This window comes from Vibrio sp. HDW18 (assembly GCF_011306175.1).
Classification (GTDB): domain Bacteria; phylum Pseudomonadota; class Gammaproteobacteria; order Enterobacterales; family Vibrionaceae; genus Vibrio; species Vibrio chanodichtyis.
The window spans coordinates 360,112-377,360 of the sequence record NZ_CP049913.1; the positions used below are offsets into that span (position 1 = coordinate 360,112).

The window sequence follows — 17,249 nt, forward strand, 5'->3', positions numbered from 1 at the left end:
CCGCTAGCTTACGCTTAAAATCCAAGTAAGACTGATATTCTCACCAAGAAAATCATTAAGTTAACCTTCTACCACTTTCATTAATAACAGGCCGTCGTACAACGCCTGCTTGATCAATGCCGCACCAGGCATGGTCGCCTGTTTATAAAAACGTGACTCCACCAATGGCAAATCTTGATGATAAACGGGCAAACTCTGCTCACGAATACACTGCTCAATCGAAGGGTATAAAATCGCTTTCGCTTGATTAATCACACCACCAATCAAGATTTTTTCTGGGTTAAATAGGTTGATCACAATCGCAATCGCAGCGCCTAAATAACGGCCCAGTTGTTGAATGACATCGACAGCTAGTGAGTCACCGTCCGCCGCAGCGGCACAAATATCCTCAATCGAAATTTCTTCACTGGCAGCCAGGCAACTCGCTTCCCCTTCCATAATACGCGTTGTGACTTGATCGCGAATCGCTTGTGAAGACGCCACCGTTTCTAAGCAACCATAATTTCCGCAATGACACGGTTTACCTTTAGGGTCAATTTGAATATGCCCTAAATCACCAATATTGCCATGTCGGCCTTGCAACACTCGCCCATCCAACACAATGCCAGCACCTAACCCATGATGAATAGAAATTAATATCGAATTATCAACATCTTGAGCATGACCAAACAATTTCTCAGCTAACGCCCAAGCCCGGGTATCATTGGCAACAAACACCGGTAGCCCTGTCGCTTTATAAATTGCGGGTCCTAAAGCTAAGTTTTTCACATTGTAATGCGGCATTTGTAGCACAATGCCTTGCTCAGAATTCACTAAACCTGGCAGGGTAATCGCAATGCTGGTTACCCGATCTAACTGAGTGGCATAAGTTTGGAAAAATTCTTCAATTTCAAATAATAAACGGGAAAGTACATCATCTTGATCAATTTCATGAATATCAATTTTGATATCGATCAGTACTTCACCACCCAGTTCGTGCAACGCAATGGTCAAATAGCCTCGGCCAAGACGCATCGAAAGAAATTGCCACCCGAAATTATTGGTTTGCAAGCCAACCGCAGGACGTCCTCGACTGGTGGCTTCTTGAACTGTCGTTTCATGAATTAAATGGGCATCAATCAATTCGCGGGTAATTTTGGTGATACTGGCTGGCGCAAGCTCACTCTCCTTTGATAAATCAATACGAGAGATTGGCCCTTTTTGGTCGATCAGTTTATATACGCGGCCAGCATTGATCTGCTTGATATGATCAATATGGCCGGGTTGAGCCATGTACATGCGGCGCTCCGAAATTCAACAACAAACTAATTTTTTTACTTTGCGAAGTAATTGTGAAGCTATTTGTCAAATAGGCGTGACAAGTATCACGCACATCTCTAGAAGTTTGTGTTTTATATCCAATTATTGGACTTTATATTCCGACAATAATCGACGTAGAAGATATGCCTTAGTGGGGCAACTACACGGAGTGAATATCTAAATGACAATTCAAACCATCAGCGACATAATTCGCTTGCCTGATGATATGTGGTTAAGAATTGCTCACCAGCTTTAAGGCCCAGTTGATAATCATGGAGCAAGGCTTGTGATGAACTGAGCAACGAGTTGGCGTGCAGCGGTTCACTTGGCATAATTTGAACAATAAAAGTGTCATTATGCTGCAGATTAAGAAATTCACAGGTCAATGCATAAGTCTGATAATGCACCATCAATAAATCGGCCAACCCAGCATCAAATTGACTGCCAAATAAGTGGCTGAACCGATAAATATCATCGGCACCGAATAGCCAACGCCCACCATTGAGTACAGGGAAATGTTTTTCGCCCTGTTGTAGCTTCGCTCTTAACCTTTGCTGATGTAGAAAATCACGCCACTCTTGACGCCATCCTGACCATTTATGCTGTAATCGTTGTTGTAAATAATTCAACTGCTCGGGCCACCACTCCGGGAGTGCAACCACAGATGGCACAGCGGTATGATCATGCTCGGGGATAAATTCAGTGCGGATCACGGTAATACAACGAGCTTGTTTACGCCAAGCTTCTTGCACCGGAATCGACGCTGAAACACCGCCATCAATATAGCTCTTACCCGCTAACATAATTGGTTCTGGGCACAAGCCGGGGATCGCGCAAGTCGCCAGTAACACTGGCTGCCAATCGCTGCCCAACATTGGCAGATAAGCGTCTTTTAGAGCATTAATCTCAGTCACGGCGGCATAAGCCTTGCGTTGACCTAACGTTTGACGAGCAAGTTCCAAATTTAGACCATAAGGAGATTCACACACCCGATCCAATGCCCATTGCATATTGATGTATTGCTTACGTCGCATGTAGCTCAATAAATGGAAAAACTCGGCACGAGTGGTCAACTCTAAGATAAACGCTTTGCTTAACCCCACTTGACCGGATAAAAAGGCGCACAAATTCATGGCACCCGCCGAAGTGCCATAAAACTCATGGAAAGGATCAAAATTAGCGAGAAGAAACGCATCTAATACACCAGCGGTAAATATTCCTCTCTGGCCACCACCTTGAGCAACCAAAGCCTGTTTACCACCGATGTATTTTGCAAAATGCTGCGTGTTGAGCTTAGGCCCAGCATCAGAAACCACGCCTCCACAATTTAGCGGCAAGATATTCATCGATAAATACCTAGGCTAGTGGATAAGGGTAATTGCTCCAAATCCCAGTAAAATGCCAAAAATGATCACTACTATTGCTAATGCATATTTCAGATCTTGTTCCATAACACCTCCTTGCTCATCCAGCAAAGTAATAGCATCGGTGTGAAGTATCTTCAAGAATTGTGGTTTTTTTGTGCACAATTCTGCCATTACTATCACAATAAAAGCATCGTCAAAAACTTGGCTAGGGTTTAGATATGCGTAAAATATTTTTATTTATTTTCAATGTGTTACTTTTAACTTCTTCATCATTGGTCAATGCTGAGTGGATGTTGACCCCTTCGATTGGCTATTCATTAGGCGGTAAAGTTATTGACCAAAATAGTAATAAATATAATCTAGATAGTTCTACTCACTATGCTATAGCGCTTGAAATGCCCTATGAAAAAGGGCGAGTCGGCTTATTTTATTCCGCCCAACCCACTCAAGTTGAAACCCTGCCTAATCAAGATGCGCATCTGCATTCGCTGCATTTTCAAAGTAGCATTTACTACCCGATGTCACAACAGCTCTCCTCTTTCCTTGGCTTAGGCATTGGCGGTACCTATACCGACGTAAGCTGGGCTGATAATAAATACGGCTTCTCCGCGAGTGCCTTTGGTGGGTTGGAATATAGAATCGCTACACACATTGCGCTCAATGCACAACTTCGCTGGCTAGGCTCGATGGTTGACAATGATTCGAGCGCAAACTGTACTCTGCCTTCTTCAGAAAACTGTGTCATAAAATTTAAGTCCGATTGGCTCAATCAAGCTTCTGTGCAAATTGGGCTGACTATCCGCCTGTAAAGCAAGTTTTAACAGACTCACAAAACGGGATATACACTTCTAGAGTGTGGTGTTTTTTTGGACAAATACGCTTTGTTCAATCTTAGACAATTGTATTGATGATGAGCCGACACTTCAGTCATATTCACTAGATTTGTCACTAAGTTACCGATATTGCTCGATATAAGTTGACATACAAAACAAATACAACCTTGTTTTAACATAAATCCAACCAACCGATTGTATTGCCACTCAATCAATAACACGGTAGTCTCAAACGATTGCCTAGCTGATTATTTCAGTTTTCGCAAACACACAGCGCATAACTAAGAATAAAATTCTAGGTTTTCACTCAGCAATCGATATATATAACTAACTTTTTGCGGGATCATGGATGATAGCACAAAAGTTTATCGGACAAACACCGTACCGGTGACTTAGGTCTTGCCATTCTCAGATTCAGCAAGTGCTGACGAATAGTTTCATCCCCTAGGATATGACAAGGAGTTGTTTATGAAACGAGAACAATGGGGATCCCGAGTAGGATTCGTGTTAGCTGCCGTAGGGTCAGCGATTGGCCTTGGAAACATCTGGCGTTTCCCTTATATGGCTTACGAAAATGGTGGAGGCGCATTCTTCATCCCTTATCTTTTCGCGATGATCACTGCGGGGATCCCGTTTATGATCCTCGAGTTCAGCATGGGACAAAAAAATCGTGGTTCTGCACCGAAAACCCTCGCCAAAATTCATACTAAATTTGAGTGGCTAGGTTGGTTTCAAGTCGGTATTGCGGCACTGATTGCCGTGTATTATGTTGCGGTAATTGGCTGGGCTATTTCCTATTTTGGGATGTCATTTACCCAAAGTTGGGGCACCGATACCAATGCCTTCTTCTTCAGTGAATATCTCAAACTGGGTGATAATTCACCAACCCAATTAGGCGGTATTCAGTGGCAAATAGCCTTTGCTATGCTGCTCGCTTGGATCATCACTTACGCCGCTATTGTCGGTGGTGTGAAAAAAGGCATTGAACGTGCGTCTAAAATCATGATGCCGGTGTTATTTATCATGGTACTGCTGCTCATCGCGCGGATGATTTTCCTACCCGGAGCATTGGATGGTGTGAACTACATGTTCCAACCTGATTTCAGCAAAATTTGGGATGTGAAGGTGTGGGCGGCGGCTTACGGGCAGATATTTTTCACTTTGAGTATCGGTTTCGCGATTATGTTAGCCTACTCAAGTTATCTGCCGGAGAAATCCGATATCACCAATAACGCGTTTATGACCGTGCTGATCAACTGTGGCTTCTCGATCCTAGCCGGTATCATGATCTTTTCGGTACTCGGCTATATGGCGCAAGAGCAAGGCAAACCGCTCACCGAGGTGGTTTCCTCTGGCGTTGGTCTCGCTTTTGTTACCCTACCCGCCGCGATCAATTTACTGCCGATCCCTTATATTCTAGGGCCTTTATTCTTCCTCGCCTTAGTGGTTGCAGGCCTCAGTTCGCATATTTCGATTATGGAAGCGGTCACCTCAGCGATTATTGACAAACTCGGTTGGAGCCGCAAAAAGGCTGCCAATATCGTGATTGGTAGCGGAGTACTCGTGTCCATGGCATTTGCCACCAATGGCGGTTTGTTGCTGCTGGATCTGGTTGACCATTTTGCCAACAACGTTGGGATCATGGCCAGCTGTTTAGTCGAGCTGCTCCTAATGAGCTGGTTGCTAAAAATTTCCGATGTACGCAAATATGCTAATAGTATTTCTGATTTCAAAGTGGGAATTTGGTTTGATCTCTGTTTGCGTTTCATTTCACCAGTTATTTTGGCGATTATTGTCGCAACCAAACTGCAAGAGCTCTTGACTGAGGGCTATGGCGGTTACGATTTAACCCTCGGCTGGGCGATTATCGCCGCCCTATTTATGACCGGAATACTTATCAATGCAGGCTCACAAAAGGAGGCTCACTAATGACATTCAGTGCAATTATCATGATGATACTTGGTCTCGGCATCACATGGGGTGGGGCTGCCATCTGTATCAAAAAAGCGATGGATAAACAATCATCGTAAATTGGCCAAACTGCTCCCATCACCAATCGGGAGACAAGATCCACGATGGCTTGGGGTTACATTCACTAACCGAACCGACTATCACACAATATAAAGGAGACCGAAGGTCTCCTTTCTCATTACAGTAAGCATGATATTAGCCGTGAGTACGGATCCAATCATCCATTTCCGTTTTTAAGTTATCCGACTTAGTACCGAAAATCGCTTGTACACCGCCAGACACCATAACCACCCCTGCCGCCCCTAGCTGCTTCAATTGGTCTTGATCAACCAACGCGGTATCGACCACAGTGACACGCAAGCGAGTAATACACGCATCTAAGCTGCTAATATTGGATTTACCACCAAATGCGGCCACCAACTCACCCGCCAGTTGATTGCTGCTAGACATCACGATGTCGACATTTTCATCTTCATGCCCTGGCGTTTTTAAGTTCAATATCCGGATCACTGATGTGAAAACTAGGTAGTACAGTAGCGCATAACCCATACCTAACCCAACGAGTAGCCATACGTTATCTGCGCGTGGTGATTGCACAACCAGATCAATGAAACCATTCGAGAATGCATGACCATGCACCACATCGAATGCGTTGGTTAGTGCATAAGCTAAACCCGCTAATACCGCATGGATCGCATACAGGATAGGCGCAACAAACAAGAACGAAAATTCAATCGGTTCGGTAATCCCGGTTAAAAATGACGTCAACGCAGCAGAGGCCATGATTCCCATAACTTTGGCACGATTTTCTGGTTTAGCCGAATGGGCAATCGCAAAAGCGGCTGCGGGTAGACCAAACATTTTAAACAAATAGCCGCCAGCTAACTGACCAAAACCATTACCTGCAGAACGTGAGGCCTCATCTGCGGTCAAGAAACAAGTCATGATCCCACTGACCGTGTCACCAACACCGTTGACACAAGAACCCGCTTGATAGAAAAATGGTACGTTCCAAATATGATGCAAGCCAAATGGCAGTAATGCACGCTCAACCAGGCCATAGAGACCAAATGCGGTTACCGGATTTTGGTTAGCCGCCCAATCAGAAAGTGAACCAATCACCGCCCCAACCCCTAACAAGATACCAGCAATCGGCAATACTGATACGGGTAACATCAGAGCCTTACCAACCCCTTTTGCAAATTTGCAAAAGCGTGCTTAAACATGTTTATCCTCCTGATCAAATTACTAGCAAAGCCAACGGCATGCCCTGACAACCTAACGATTAGGAGCCAGTAAAAATGTAACCATTATATTTTTCCAGATCTCAAGATCTCTTGATACTACGCAAACTTTACTGTTCAGCCACCAAACCAAGCCTCCCATAATTAAGGGGATGATTTACCGATAATAAGCTATCACCTATCACTACCACGAAAAACGCTAGTTTAGGGATAACGACAAAAAGCCCGCATTTTTTGCGGGCTTTCGGGGTATCATTGTTCAAGCGTTTTTCTTTGCTCTTGTATCATGCAGTGGTTCAACACCATACATGTAGAACTGAATCGCCGAATAAACGGCATACAATCCTAATGTGGCGCAGAAAAACACTATCTTCTCTTTTTCGCGAGCTAAGTATACCGACAAATCTTTCGGCTTGATCCAATCACCACTGTCCACTCGAAGCAGATATTTACCTAGTGACTTGCCAATCTGCTTAAAGCAAATCGCACCGAAACCAAGATATAAACCGATAAACAGTAATAACATCAATAGCATCATCAGTAACAGAACTGGCAGAGCCATCGCATCGTTTAACGATAGCCCTGAAGTTTTATCACTAAAGAGCCCTGTCACCATCGCCATCAGAACCGTTACCACCACCTGAGTGAACATCTTCGCCACCATGACGTCAATGATAAAGGCTCCGGTTCTTCTAAATTTGTCACCAATACTCATTACTTACCAAGCAGAGCGTTGATTTGAGCTTTGTAACCTGCAGCTTCAGCGCCATAGATGGCTTGAATGCCAGTGTCACCAACTTTAACCAGACCGCGAGCACCAAGCTGTTGAGTCCAGAAATCGTTATCTTTCACTTGAGCACCATCTTTTACTGTGATGCGCAGACGAGTGATACATGCATCAACATCAACGATGTTTTCTGCACCACCCAGAGCTTCAATCATGTCTTGCGCTTTTTGATTGCTGCCAGCCGCGCCATCTTTTGCTGCATGGTAATCTTGCTTAGACACTACTGCTACGGCACTACCTTTGCGACCTGGGGTTTTCACATCAAATTTAACGATGAACCAGCGGAAGACAAAGAAGTAAACGAATGCGTAAGCAATACCCACTACAGGGATAAAGTACCAGTTGTTTTCAGCACCAGTTACACCTGGCAAAATACCAAACAAGCTGAAGTCAATGAAACCGCCACTGAAAGTCATACCCACTTTAACGTTCAGCATATCCATCAGCATGAATGACAGACCCGCTAGAGGAACGTGGATCGCATAGTACAGTGCTGGAGCTAGGAACAAGAAAGTGAATTCAATTGGCTCAGTAATACCAGTCAGGAATGCAGTCAGAGCAACTGAGAACAACAGACCACCAGCGGCTTTCTTGTTGTTGTCATCTGCTAGGGTATACATTGCATAAGCGGCTGCAGGTAGACCAAACATCATGAACGGGAATTTACCAGTCATGAAGTTAGTTGAAGTAAATTGAGAGAAATCACCGGTTGCCAGAGAAGCAAAGAAGATGTTCTGTGTACCTTTGATCAACTCACCAGCGATCTCAGCAGTACCGCCAATCTCAGTCTGCCATAGAGGCAAGTAGAAAACGTGATGCAGACCAACAGGGATCAGAGAACGTTCAATGATACCGAAGATCAAAGAAGCAATGTAACCGTGACCTGATGCAGTCATTTCACCTAGCGCAGCACCGATGGCACCGAATGCAGCACCAAAGAATGGCCAAATGAAAGTCAGAACAATACCGTAGAACAACGCAGCAAATGCGCTGATGATAGGTACGAAACGAGCACCACCGAAGAAACCTAGGTAATCTGGTAATTTGGCATCATGGTATTTATTGTGCAATACCACAGTTACCGCACCAGCGATCAGACCACCAAACACACCCATACTTAGTGTATTAGAAATACCCAGCATGTCAGCCAGTACCCCTGGATATTCGCTACCCATCAGTACCACAGTGTTGGTATCTAAGTTGATCATGTTTGCCACAACCAAAGTCTTAGCAATCGCAACGTTCATTACCAAGTAAGAGATCAGCGCCGCCAGTGCTGCTGCACCTTTCTCGGCACGAGCAAAACCTACCGCGATCGCCAAAGCGAACATGACTGGCAAGTTAGCAAATACAATACCACCCGCCGCAGTCATAACTTGTAGGAAACTATTTAGAACGGTTCCGTCTTGCAGCACACCGATTTGGTACGCTTCGATCATGGTAGGGTTGGTAAAACTCCCCCCGATACCCAACATAATACCCGCTGCAGGCAGCAGTGCGATGGGTAACATAATTGATTGTGAAAGTTTACTAAAGAAAGCTTTCATGTATTTATGCTCCTGATAAAGTTATTAGAATGGTTCAGTTCTGACGGCCCCCCGTAGCCTTAATGCCAGTACTGAATGAAAAATGTAACACTCATGCATTATATTTTCCGGCTCTAAATATATATTGATGGCCGTTAATTTTTCTAGTTTGGAATGAAATTTAGTTTCAAAGTAATAGGCGGATCACAGTCACCCGCTCACACTAAAATACCACCAACGCAACCCATGCCATTGTTTTTTATGACAAAAAATAAAAAAGCATTAATTTCACAGGATAAATAAAATCGCCTGACATGTTATTTTTTGCAACAAATTTACAATTTGATGATTTTTGCTCTATTTTCCATCAATCAGCCTAAAAGTTCGCTTTTTTTGAATTTGCTATAATATTTAACCGATAAAAAATCATTTACCGTTTATTTTTCACACAACAATAGTTCTCATCGCAAAAAAAAGATTCCTGAAGTTTTCGCTGGTTTTTGCAGCGACTTCGGTAAGTGAAATCCCTTTAAGCTGAGCGATATGCGCCGCGACCTCGACGACATACGCTGGCTGATTTTGTTTGCCACGATGTGGGACTGGTGATAAATACGGTGAATCGGTCTCAATCAAGAGCCGTTCTAAAGGCAATGCTTTTACCACTTCTTTAAGCGCCGTCGCTTGCCGAAAAGTCACAATCCCAGAAATCGAAATATAAAAACCGAGATCGATCGCCGCTTCAGCAAACGGCAAATCTTCAGTAAAACAGTGGATCACCCCACCACAGTGCTCCGCTCGCCCTGCCTTTAGCAGTTGTAACGTATCTTGTTGAGCATCACGTGTATGAATGATCAATGGCTTATTCAGCTCAACCGCAACATCGATCTGCTGCCGAAAGCGTAATTTCTGTAACTCTGCGGTTTGTGGCTGATAATGATAATCTAACCCCGTTTCGCCAATCGCCACCACTTTCTGGTGTTGCGCATACTGCAGAAATGTGGCGAGCGAAAACTCACTCTCTACATCTAAAGGATGCACACCACAGGAAGCATACACTTGAGCAAAGGGCTCAATCATAGCCAACATATTCGGAAAAGCATCGAGCGTAACGCCTACCGTAAGTAAGTGCTCAACTTTGGCTTGGCGAGCTTTGGTAATCACATCATTCACATCCGTGTGCAAATCTTGGTAATCCAATTTGTCGAGATGACAGTGTGAATCTACAAACATATTTCCTCATTAATCCATTGATAAAACCATTGCAGGAGCAATAGTTCACTATTCAACCCAGTAAATTGACGCAGCTGATCGATGAGAGCTTGCAATGCCGCGGTCTGGGTATAAAGCTGATGATAAGTCAGGCGGTTGGCTAATTCGGTGCTAAGTGGTGTTGCATCGCTTTGCTGCACCCCAAACTGAATTTTTTGCGCATCCGTTAGCCAGCACCAAACCCAATAAAGCCCTTGGTTTAAATCATTATTAATCAATGAGATAAACTTTAATTGGGCATTAACATCACCGTTAATGGCCGCAATAAACTGAGCTTCAAGCTCGCGATAGTTGGCGATCCCGCCTTGCTGCATAAACGCTCGAGTTTTCAGTGGTGAAGCCGAACAAAGATGCAACGCATAGCTTGGCGCATCAATCGCCTGAGCTTGTAACCACTCCTGCACTACATCAGGCGTAGGGCTTGGGATCACCCAGCGTTGACAACGGCTGATAATGGTTGGTAGCAGTTGCTGGATCCGGGACGTGACTAAGATAAACAAACAGTGTAAAGGTGGCTCTTCTAATGTTTTCAGCAACGCATTCGCAGCCGATTCGTTCATCGCATCGGCCGGCTCGATCACAATCAAACGATAACCCGCGAGCTGCGATGATTCTTGAGCAATCCGATTAATATGCCGAATTTGATCAACCGAAATCGCCTTACCCGGTTTTTCAGGTCGCACATAATGCAGATCCGGATGATGCCCCGCCTGCAGTAAAGCACAGCTATGGCAAAAGCCACACGGCTCCGAGTCACTACTGGCGCAAATTACGCTGCGAGCCATAGACTCAACCAAGCTTTCTGCACCTAATCCTTCCGCCGCTTGGATGAGGGTCGCACTCGCCAACTGTCCGCTTGCCAATGTCGCTTGCCATAACTGATACACAGGGCTAAGCCAAGGGTAAAGAGGCGTAAGACTAGACATGATTCATCTGACTTAACCAGGCTTCAACAGCAACACGAATATCGGTCGTCACCTGTTCAATCGATTGAGCCGCATTAATCAATACCACCGTCTCATCGCTGTGGGCCAGTTCAAGATAACGCTGACGAGCACGTTCAAAAAAACCGATATCCATCTTTTCAATCCGATCCAGCTCACCACGGCCACGAGCTCGCTGCAAACCCAGTTTCGGATCAATATCCAGATATAAGGTTAAGTCTGGTTTAAAATCCCCCAACGCGGTTTGCTTTAAACTGTGCATTGTCGCAGCCGCAATCTGCCGTCCACCACCTTGATAAGCTTGTGAAGACATATCATGCCGATCGCCAACCACCCAAGTTCCTTGGGCTAAAGCGGGCTTAATCACATTTTCCACCAGTTGTACCCGCGCAGCGTACACGAGCAGCAATTCGGTGATGTCTTGCAACACTTCTCCCGGATGCTCTTCTTTGACCAAGGCGCGTAACTTTTCGGCTAATACGGTCCCGCCCGGCTCACGAGTGCAGGCGATTGACTGAATACCATGTTGCTGTAAGGTTTCCACTACCATTTGGATCGCGGTACTCTTTCCAGCGCCCTCAAGCCCTTCGATTACGATAAATTTTGCGTTCATGTTTTTTTTCTAAGTTTTTTAAGATAATTACGTACCGCACGATTATGGTCAGCGAGTGTTTTCGAGAAATTGTGTCCGCCCTCACCGCTCGCCACAAAGTAAAGGTAATCACTTTGTTCCGGATTTAATGCCGCATAAATCGAAGCCTCACCAGGCATGGCGATCGGAGTTGGTGGTAATCCATTGATCACATAGGTATTATATGGAGTGCGTTCTCGTAAATCTTTCTTGCGAATATTGCCATCATAAGCTTCTCCCATACCGTAGATCACCGTAGGATCGGTCTGTAGCCGCATGCGCTTATTAAGCCGATTAATAAACACGGCGGCAATTCGCTCACGTTCATCAGCAATCGAGGTCTCTTTTTCGATAATTGAAGCCAAGATCAAAGCTTCATAAGCGGTTTGGATCGGTAAGCCCTTTTGGCGATGATCCCAAGTCACCTGCAAAAACTGCTCTAACTTTTGATTAGCGCGTTTGAGAATGTCTAGATCGCTGGTACCTTTAATGAAATGGTAAGTTTCAGCCAAAAATAGGCCTTCTAATTTTTCATGTTGCAACCCCAAAGCCTTGGCAATTTCCGCCTCCGAAAGTCCAGTCAATTGCTGAGTGATGTAAGGGTTACTGGCCAAAATAGCACGCCATTCTTGAAAACGGCTACCCTCAACAAAGGTCACCGCAAATTGATGCTCTTTACCGGCCACCAACAAAGCCAAAGCTTGCTGTAGACTCATGTTGGGTTGTAATTGATATGTCCCGGCTTTAATTTGCGATAACTCAGGATGAAAACGACGCACCCAATCGGCAACAAAACTGGCATTGATCCACGCTTGTTCGGTGAGCACTGTCAGCTCTCGATTCAAACTTGTCCCAGGAGCTATGGTCACCAACTGGGCTTGCTCTATCAGCAAAGGCTGCGCAAGATAGTTATCCATTTGTTTGACAAAATAAGCATAACTGCCTACGGCAGCGCAGATCAGAACGACAAAAATCAATACTAGCTTTTTAATCACGAATTACTACTCTCCTGAAAACGTCGCGTCATACTACCTATATCCAGCGAGTGTTCACCTATCTGTGTCACTGGCGCAATCACCAGTAACGCATTGGTAATGAACACTTCATCTGCCGCCAACACGCTTTCGATACCAAACCGGTCAATCACTAGCGGAATCGATAACTGCTGGGCAAGTTTGAGTATCTGACCACGTGCAACACCGGCAACGCCGGCATGGTGTAAACTGGGGGTATAAAGCTGGCCATCTTTACACCAGAATAAATTGGCGGCAGTAGTTTCAATCACTTGGTCATCGATGTCTAAACAAACACCATCGTCCCAACCCGCCACATCCATTTCACGTTTGAGTAAAATCTGCTCCAAACGATTATTATGTTTATGTCCAGCCAGCAGCGGATTTAACCCCATTCTCTGCTGGCAAATGCCTAATGACACACCCGCGTTACGCCACTGCTCATAATGGCTAGGAAAAGCAAACGCGCTAATAGTAACACTGCATGCGCTGACTTGAGTAGGACTGTAACCACGTCCCCCAGTACCTCGGCTAATATGAACTTTTATCCCTGCTTGCGCATCACTGCGTATCATCGCCTGCACACCTTGCCACACCGCTGACCAATCGGGCTCGGTAATATGCAGCGCTTTAAGGCAAGCTTGTAAGCGGGCTTGATGCTGCGGCCAAAGCACTGCTTGACCGTGCTGAGTTAGTAGAGTGGTAAAGCAACCATCGCCATATTGAAAGGAACGATCATCAATCGGTCGCTCATTGCCTGGCTTTCCATTCACCCAGTACATGCTCGGACTCCATAAAAAGAAACGGCTCAATGCTATGCATCAAGCCGTGTGAACTCAAGTAAAGAGTGGTGAAGTTTTTACATGCGCTTGAAAATCAAGCTACCGTTAGTGCCACCAAAGCCAAATGAATTACACATCGCGTATTCCATATTCTCGACTTTACGCGCCACATGCGGTACCAAATCGACATCCAGACCAGGCTCTGGATTATCCAGATTGATGGTTGGAGGGACGATTTGATCAACTAATGACATCACTGTGATAATCGCTTCAGCAGAACCAGCCGCCCCAAGCAAATGACCCGTCATCGATTTGGTGGAAGAAATCAGCACTTGTTTGCTGCCCGCTTCACCCAAAGCACGTTTGATACCTTTCACTTCAGCAACATCACCTGCCGGCGTAGAGGTACCGTGCGCATTGACATAGCCAATTTGTTCGCCAGTCACGCCCGCATCACGCATTGCAGCTTCCATCGCCAATGCGCCACCAGAGCCGTCTTCACTTGGTGAAGTCATGTGATAAGCATCACCAGACATCCCAAAACCAACCACTTCGGCGTAAATTTTCGCACCGCGTGCTTTCGCGTGTTGATACTCTTCGAGCACCATCACACCTGCACCATCACCCAAGACAAAACCATCACGGTCTTGGTCCCAAGGACGAGAAGCTTTTTGCGGTTCATCATTACGAGTTGAAAGTGCTTTTGCTGCACCGAAACCAGCCATACCCAGAGGTGTAGAGGCTTTTTCAGCGCCACCTGCGACCATCGCATCCGCATCGCCGTAAGCAATCATGCGTGCCGCATGGCCAATATTATGTAGGCCAGTGGTACAAGCGGTTGAAATAGCAATATTAGGGCCTCGTAAACCGCGCATGATCGACAAATTACCAGCAATCATGTTGACAATAGTCGATGGCACAAAGAAAGGGCTAACCTTACGTGGGCCTTTATCAATTAATGCTTGGTGACCCGTTTCGATAAGTTCAAGACCACCGATCCCCGAGCCAATCGCAACACCAATGCGTAGCGCATTTTGTTCCGTGACGACTAAACCCGAATCTTGCAGAGCTTGGATACCCGCCGCAATACCATACTGGATAAATAAATCCATTTTGCGGGCATCTTTTTTTGACATGTACTGTTCGCAATCAAAGCCTTTGACTAAACCTGCGAAACGAGTAGAAAAATTGGTAGTGTCGAAATGCTCAATGTTGACGATACCGCTTTGGCCGTTTAACAAAGCTTGCCAAGATGACTCTACCGTGTTGCCTACCGGTGACAACATACCCATGCCAGTGACAACAACGCGACGCTTGGACACGATCATATTCTCCGGAATTGAAATTGAAATGAGAGGGTGTTGAGAACTAATAAAAATTCAGGCGGCCAGTAGGCCGCCTGGGGAGAGATTACTGAGCGTTGTTGGTCACGTAATCGATCGCAGCTTGAACAGTAGTGATCTTCTCTGCTTCTTCATCAGGAATTTCAGTATCGAATTCCTCTTCCAGAGCCATTACTAGCTCAACAGTGTCAAGAGAATCTGCACCCAGATCATCAACGAAAGAAGATTCATGCTTCACTTCTGCTTCGTCTACACCTAGCTGTTCAACGATGATTTTCTTTACGCGTTCTTCGATGTTGCTCATTTTTTCTTTTCCTTTACAGATTTCGCCTAATGCGATGATTCCGTAGTTTATTCGAACTAGGGAAAGTTGCAAGTGTGAGGTTTCTGGTCTAACCACAAATTAGCCGACTTTAACCGAAATTCACACCATATTTGATATAAGTCATGCATAAACATTGTGCATGTTATCGACACTTTTCATCTAAATTCGCCTCACAACTCGACAGTTCAATACCGGATCATGAGGCAAACCTTTTAGATCATGTACATGCCACCGTTAACATGCAGTGTTTCACCGGTGATATAAGCTGCTTCTGGTGAGGCTAAGAAAGCCACCGCTGATGCTATTTCACGCGGATCGCCCAAACGCCCAGCCGGAACTTGGGTTAAGGTTGCTGCACGTTGCTCATCATTCAGCGCTTTGGTCATATCCGTTTCGATAAAACCCGGAGCCACAGTGTTCACTGTTACGCCACGCGATGCTACTTCACGTGCCATCGATTTAGTAAAACCAATCACACCCGCTTTCGCTGCAGCATAGTTTGTTTGACCCGCGTTGCCCATAGTACCCACAACCGAACCGACATTGATAATGCGGCCTTGGCGTTTTTTCATCATGCCACGCAATACGGCTTTAGAGAGACGGAAAATCGAAGTCAAATTGGTATCAATAATGTCTGACCACTCTTCTTCTTTCATACGCATTAACAGGTTATCACGGGTGATACCAGCGTTGTTAACCAAAATATCGATGCCACCAAACTCATCTGCGATGGTTTTCACTACCGCTTCGATTGACTCAAGATTGGTCACGTTCAGTGCCATGCCTTTGCCATTATCACCTAAGTAGTCGCTTATCGCTTGCGCGCCACTTTCGCTCGTCGCAGTACCAATCACTCGCGCACCGCGCTCAACCAACAATTCAGCAATCGCTTTACCAATACCGCGGCTCGCGCCGGTTACTAGGGCGACCTTGCCGTCTAAGCTCATGAATTGAGTCATGTTTTATTCCTGTTATTATTTTAACGCATCCAAAGAAGCCACATCGTTCACCGCAGCTCCTTCAAGGGTTTTGACAATACGTTTAGTCAGACCAGTCAACACCTTACCTGGCCCCATCTCAAGCAGTTTTTCGACACCCTGAGCGCTGATTTGTTCCACACACTCGGTCCAACGTACTGGGCTGTAGAGCTGGCGAACCAGTGCCAACTTAATCTTAGCCGGATCGGTTTCGGCAATCACATCCACGTTATTGATGACGGGAATTTGTGGCACATTGAATTCAAGCTCTGCTAAAGTTTTTGCCAATTCATCGGCAGCAGGCTTCATCAGCGCACAATGTGATGGCACAGAAACTGGCAGCGGCAACGCACGCTTAGCACCAGCTTCTTTACACAGAGCACCGGCACGCTCTACCGCGTCTTTTTGACCGGCGATCACCACTTGGCCTGGTGAGTTAAAGTTGACCGGAGAAACCACTTCACCTTGCGCTGCATCAGCACAAGCTTTGGCAATGGCTTGATCATCTAAGCCAATAATCGCATACATCGCACCGGTACCAGCAGGCACCGCTTGTTGCATCAATTGACCACGCAGCTCAACCAGCTTGATCGCTTGTTTAAAATCGATCACTCCCGCACAGACTAATGCCGAATATTCACCTAAGCTGTGGCCAGCCAATACCGTCGGTTGTGGCAATTCCAGTTGCTGCCATACACGCCAAATCGCCACTGAAGCTGCGAGCAGTGCTGGCTGAGTGCGAAAAGTTTGGTTGAGATCTTCGATCGGTCCATCTTGCACCAGAGCCCAGAGATCGTAACCCAACACTTCAGACGCTTGTGCGAAAGTCTGTTTTACCACCTCATACTGCTGTGCAAGATCAGCCAGCATCCCAACCGCTTGCGAGCCCTGACCTGGGAATACGATAGCAAACTTACTCATAACTCTTTCCTTTATCT

At 45.6% G+C, this 17,249-nt stretch carries 17 protein-coding genes and 1 pseudogene; 3 read left to right on the forward strand and 15 right to left on the reverse strand.

What is annotated here, in order from left to right:
- Positions 1 to 60: 60 nt before the first annotated feature.
- From G7083_RS01630 to G7083_RS01640, 3 genes are all read right to left on the reverse strand, one after another.
- The gene (locus G7083_RS01630; protein ID WP_166013277.1) at positions 61 to 1,278 is read right to left on the reverse strand and encodes an ROK family protein; all 1,218 of its coding nucleotides are present in this window, start codon (positions 1,276 to 1,278) and stop codon (positions 61 to 63) included.
- Positions 1,279 to 1,496: 218 nt separating this feature from the next.
- Positions 1,497 to 2,645, reverse strand: coding sequence for a patatin-like phospholipase family protein (locus tag G7083_RS01635; RefSeq protein WP_166013278.1), 1,149 nt, complete (start codon positions 2,643 to 2,645; stop codon positions 1,497 to 1,499).
- Between the two features lie 15 nt (positions 2,646 to 2,660).
- Positions 2,661 to 2,750, reverse strand: coding sequence for a YnhF family membrane protein (locus G7083_RS01640; RefSeq protein ID WP_166013279.1), 90 nt, complete (start codon positions 2,748 to 2,750; stop codon positions 2,661 to 2,663).
- A gap of 134 nt (positions 2,751 to 2,884) precedes the next feature.
- Between G7083_RS01640 and G7083_RS01645 the strand changes: the two genes are divergently transcribed.
- The 3 genes from G7083_RS01645 (at position 2,885) to G7083_RS01655 (ending at position 5,529) form a co-directional block, all read left to right on the forward strand.
- Positions 2,885 to 3,475 (forward strand): porin family protein, encoded by a 591-nt coding sequence (locus tag G7083_RS01645; protein ID WP_166013280.1) that lies wholly within the window; start codon positions 2,885 to 2,887, stop codon positions 3,473 to 3,475.
- A 492-nt stretch (positions 3,476 to 3,967) separates the two neighbouring features.
- Entirely contained in the window at positions 3,968 to 5,428 is a 1,461-nt protein-coding gene (locus G7083_RS01650) for a sodium-dependent transporter (protein ID WP_166013281.1), read from the forward strand.
- On the forward strand, positions 5,428 to 5,529 hold the full coding sequence (locus G7083_RS01655; protein WP_166013282.1) for a MetS family NSS transporter small subunit: 102 nt from the start codon (positions 5,428 to 5,430) through the stop codon (positions 5,527 to 5,529). The genes G7083_RS01650 and G7083_RS01655 overlap by 1 nt, the downstream gene beginning before the upstream one ends.
- 136 nt (positions 5,530 to 5,665) lie before the next feature.
- Here the strand turns inward: G7083_RS01655 and G7083_RS01660 are convergent.
- The 12 genes and pseudogenes from G7083_RS01660 to fabD form a co-directional block, all read right to left on the reverse strand.
- Positions 5,666 to 6,577, reverse strand: a pseudogene (locus G7083_RS01660) (PTS transporter subunit EIIC); the annotation flags it as partial.
- 396 nt (positions 6,578 to 6,973) lie between these two features.
- Positions 6,974 to 7,429, reverse strand: a complete 456-nt coding sequence (locus G7083_RS01665; RefSeq protein ID WP_166013283.1) for a hypothetical protein — start codon at positions 7,427 to 7,429, stop codon at positions 6,974 to 6,976.
- On the reverse strand, positions 7,429 to 9,048 hold the full coding sequence (locus tag G7083_RS01670) for a PTS transporter subunit EIIC (RefSeq protein ID WP_166013284.1): 1,620 nt from the start codon (positions 9,046 to 9,048) through the stop codon (positions 7,429 to 7,431). Before G7083_RS01670 ends, G7083_RS01665 begins: the two co-directional genes overlap by 1 nt.
- A gap of 423 nt (positions 9,049 to 9,471) precedes the next feature.
- On the reverse strand, positions 9,472 to 10,257 hold the full coding sequence (locus G7083_RS01675; RefSeq protein WP_166013285.1) for a TatD family hydrolase: 786 nt from the start codon (positions 10,255 to 10,257) through the stop codon (positions 9,472 to 9,474).
- A complete protein-coding gene (locus G7083_RS01680; protein ID WP_166013286.1) occupies positions 10,248 to 11,222 on the reverse strand; it encodes a DNA polymerase III subunit delta' in 975 nt (324 codons plus the stop codon). Before G7083_RS01680 ends, G7083_RS01675 begins: the two co-directional genes overlap by 10 nt.
- Complete coding sequence (gene tmk, locus G7083_RS01685) at positions 11,215 to 11,853, reverse strand: dTMP kinase (protein ID WP_166013287.1); 639 nt, start codon at positions 11,851 to 11,853, stop codon at positions 11,215 to 11,217. The genes G7083_RS01680 and tmk overlap by 8 nt, the downstream gene beginning before the upstream one ends.
- Positions 11,850 to 12,866, reverse strand: coding sequence for an endolytic transglycosylase MltG (gene mltG / locus G7083_RS01690; RefSeq protein ID WP_166013288.1), 1,017 nt, complete (start codon positions 12,864 to 12,866; stop codon positions 11,850 to 11,852). The genes tmk and mltG overlap by 4 nt, the downstream gene beginning before the upstream one ends.
- Complete coding sequence (pabC, locus tag G7083_RS01695; protein ID WP_166013289.1) at positions 12,863 to 13,666, reverse strand: aminodeoxychorismate lyase; 804 nt, start codon at positions 13,664 to 13,666, stop codon at positions 12,863 to 12,865. The genes mltG and pabC overlap by 4 nt, the downstream gene beginning before the upstream one ends.
- A gap of 77 nt (positions 13,667 to 13,743) precedes the next feature.
- Positions 13,744 to 14,988, reverse strand: coding sequence for a beta-ketoacyl-ACP synthase II (fabF, locus tag G7083_RS01700; protein ID WP_206212102.1), 1,245 nt, complete (start codon positions 14,986 to 14,988; stop codon positions 13,744 to 13,746).
- Between the two features lie 88 nt (positions 14,989 to 15,076).
- The gene (gene acpP, locus G7083_RS01705) at positions 15,077 to 15,313 is read right to left on the reverse strand and encodes an acyl carrier protein (RefSeq protein ID WP_166013291.1); all 237 of its coding nucleotides are present in this window, start codon (positions 15,311 to 15,313) and stop codon (positions 15,077 to 15,079) included.
- A 233-nt stretch (positions 15,314 to 15,546) separates the two neighbouring features.
- Positions 15,547 to 16,281: a 3-oxoacyl-ACP reductase FabG gene (gene fabG, locus G7083_RS01710; protein ID WP_166014970.1), complete on the reverse strand. Its 735-nt coding sequence runs from the start codon at positions 16,279 to 16,281 to the stop codon at positions 15,547 to 15,549.
- A 27-nt stretch (positions 16,282 to 16,308) separates the two neighbouring features.
- Complete coding sequence (fabD, locus tag G7083_RS01715; RefSeq protein ID WP_166013292.1) at positions 16,309 to 17,232, reverse strand: ACP S-malonyltransferase; 924 nt, start codon at positions 17,230 to 17,232, stop codon at positions 16,309 to 16,311.
- Positions 17,233 to 17,249 lie beyond the last annotated feature (17 nt).

Coding starts and splice junctions, on each gene's coding strand:
- G7083_RS01635 (WP_166013278.1), bottom strand. CDS start 2,645: ATGAATATCTTGCCGCTAAATTGTGGAGGCGTGGTTTCTGATGCTGGG.
- acpP (WP_166013291.1), bottom strand. CDS start 15,313: ATGAGCAACATCGAAGAACGCGTAAAGAAAATCATCGTTGAACAGCTA.
- G7083_RS01655 (WP_166013282.1), top strand. CDS start 5,428: ATGACATTCAGTGCAATTATCATGATGATACTTGGTCTCGGCATCACA.
- G7083_RS01670 (WP_166013284.1), bottom strand. CDS start 9,048: ATGAAAGCTTTCTTTAGTAAACTTTCACAATCAATTATGTTACCCATC.
- G7083_RS01630 (WP_166013277.1), bottom strand. CDS start 1,278: ATGTACATGGCTCAACCCGGCCATATTGATCATATCAAGCAGATCAAT.
- G7083_RS01640 (WP_166013279.1), bottom strand. CDS start 2,750: ATGGAACAAGATCTGAAATATGCATTAGCAATAGTAGTGATCATTTTT.
- pabC (WP_166013289.1), bottom strand. CDS start 13,666: ATGTACTGGGTGAATGGAAAGCCAGGCAATGAGCGACCGATTGATGAT.
- tmk (WP_166013287.1), bottom strand. CDS start 11,853: ATGAACGCAAAATTTATCGTAATCGAAGGGCTTGAGGGCGCTGGAAAG.
- G7083_RS01680 (WP_166013286.1), bottom strand. CDS start 11,222: ATGTCTAGTCTTACGCCTCTTTACCCTTGGCTTAGCCCTGTGTATCAG.
- G7083_RS01645 (WP_166013280.1), top strand. CDS start 2,885: ATGCGTAAAATATTTTTATTTATTTTCAATGTGTTACTTTTAACTTCT.
- fabD (WP_166013292.1), bottom strand. CDS start 17,232: ATGAGTAAGTTTGCTATCGTATTCCCAGGTCAGGGCTCGCAAGCGGTT.
- G7083_RS01675 (WP_166013285.1), bottom strand. CDS start 10,257: ATGTTTGTAGATTCACACTGTCATCTCGACAAATTGGATTACCAAGAT.
- G7083_RS01650 (WP_166013281.1), top strand. CDS start 3,968: ATGAAACGAGAACAATGGGGATCCCGAGTAGGATTCGTGTTAGCTGCC.
- G7083_RS01665 (WP_166013283.1), bottom strand. CDS start 7,429: ATGAGTATTGGTGACAAATTTAGAAGAACCGGAGCCTTTATCATTGAC.
- fabG (WP_166014970.1), bottom strand. CDS start 16,281: ATGAGCTTAGACGGCAAGGTCGCCCTAGTAACCGGCGCGAGCCGCGGT.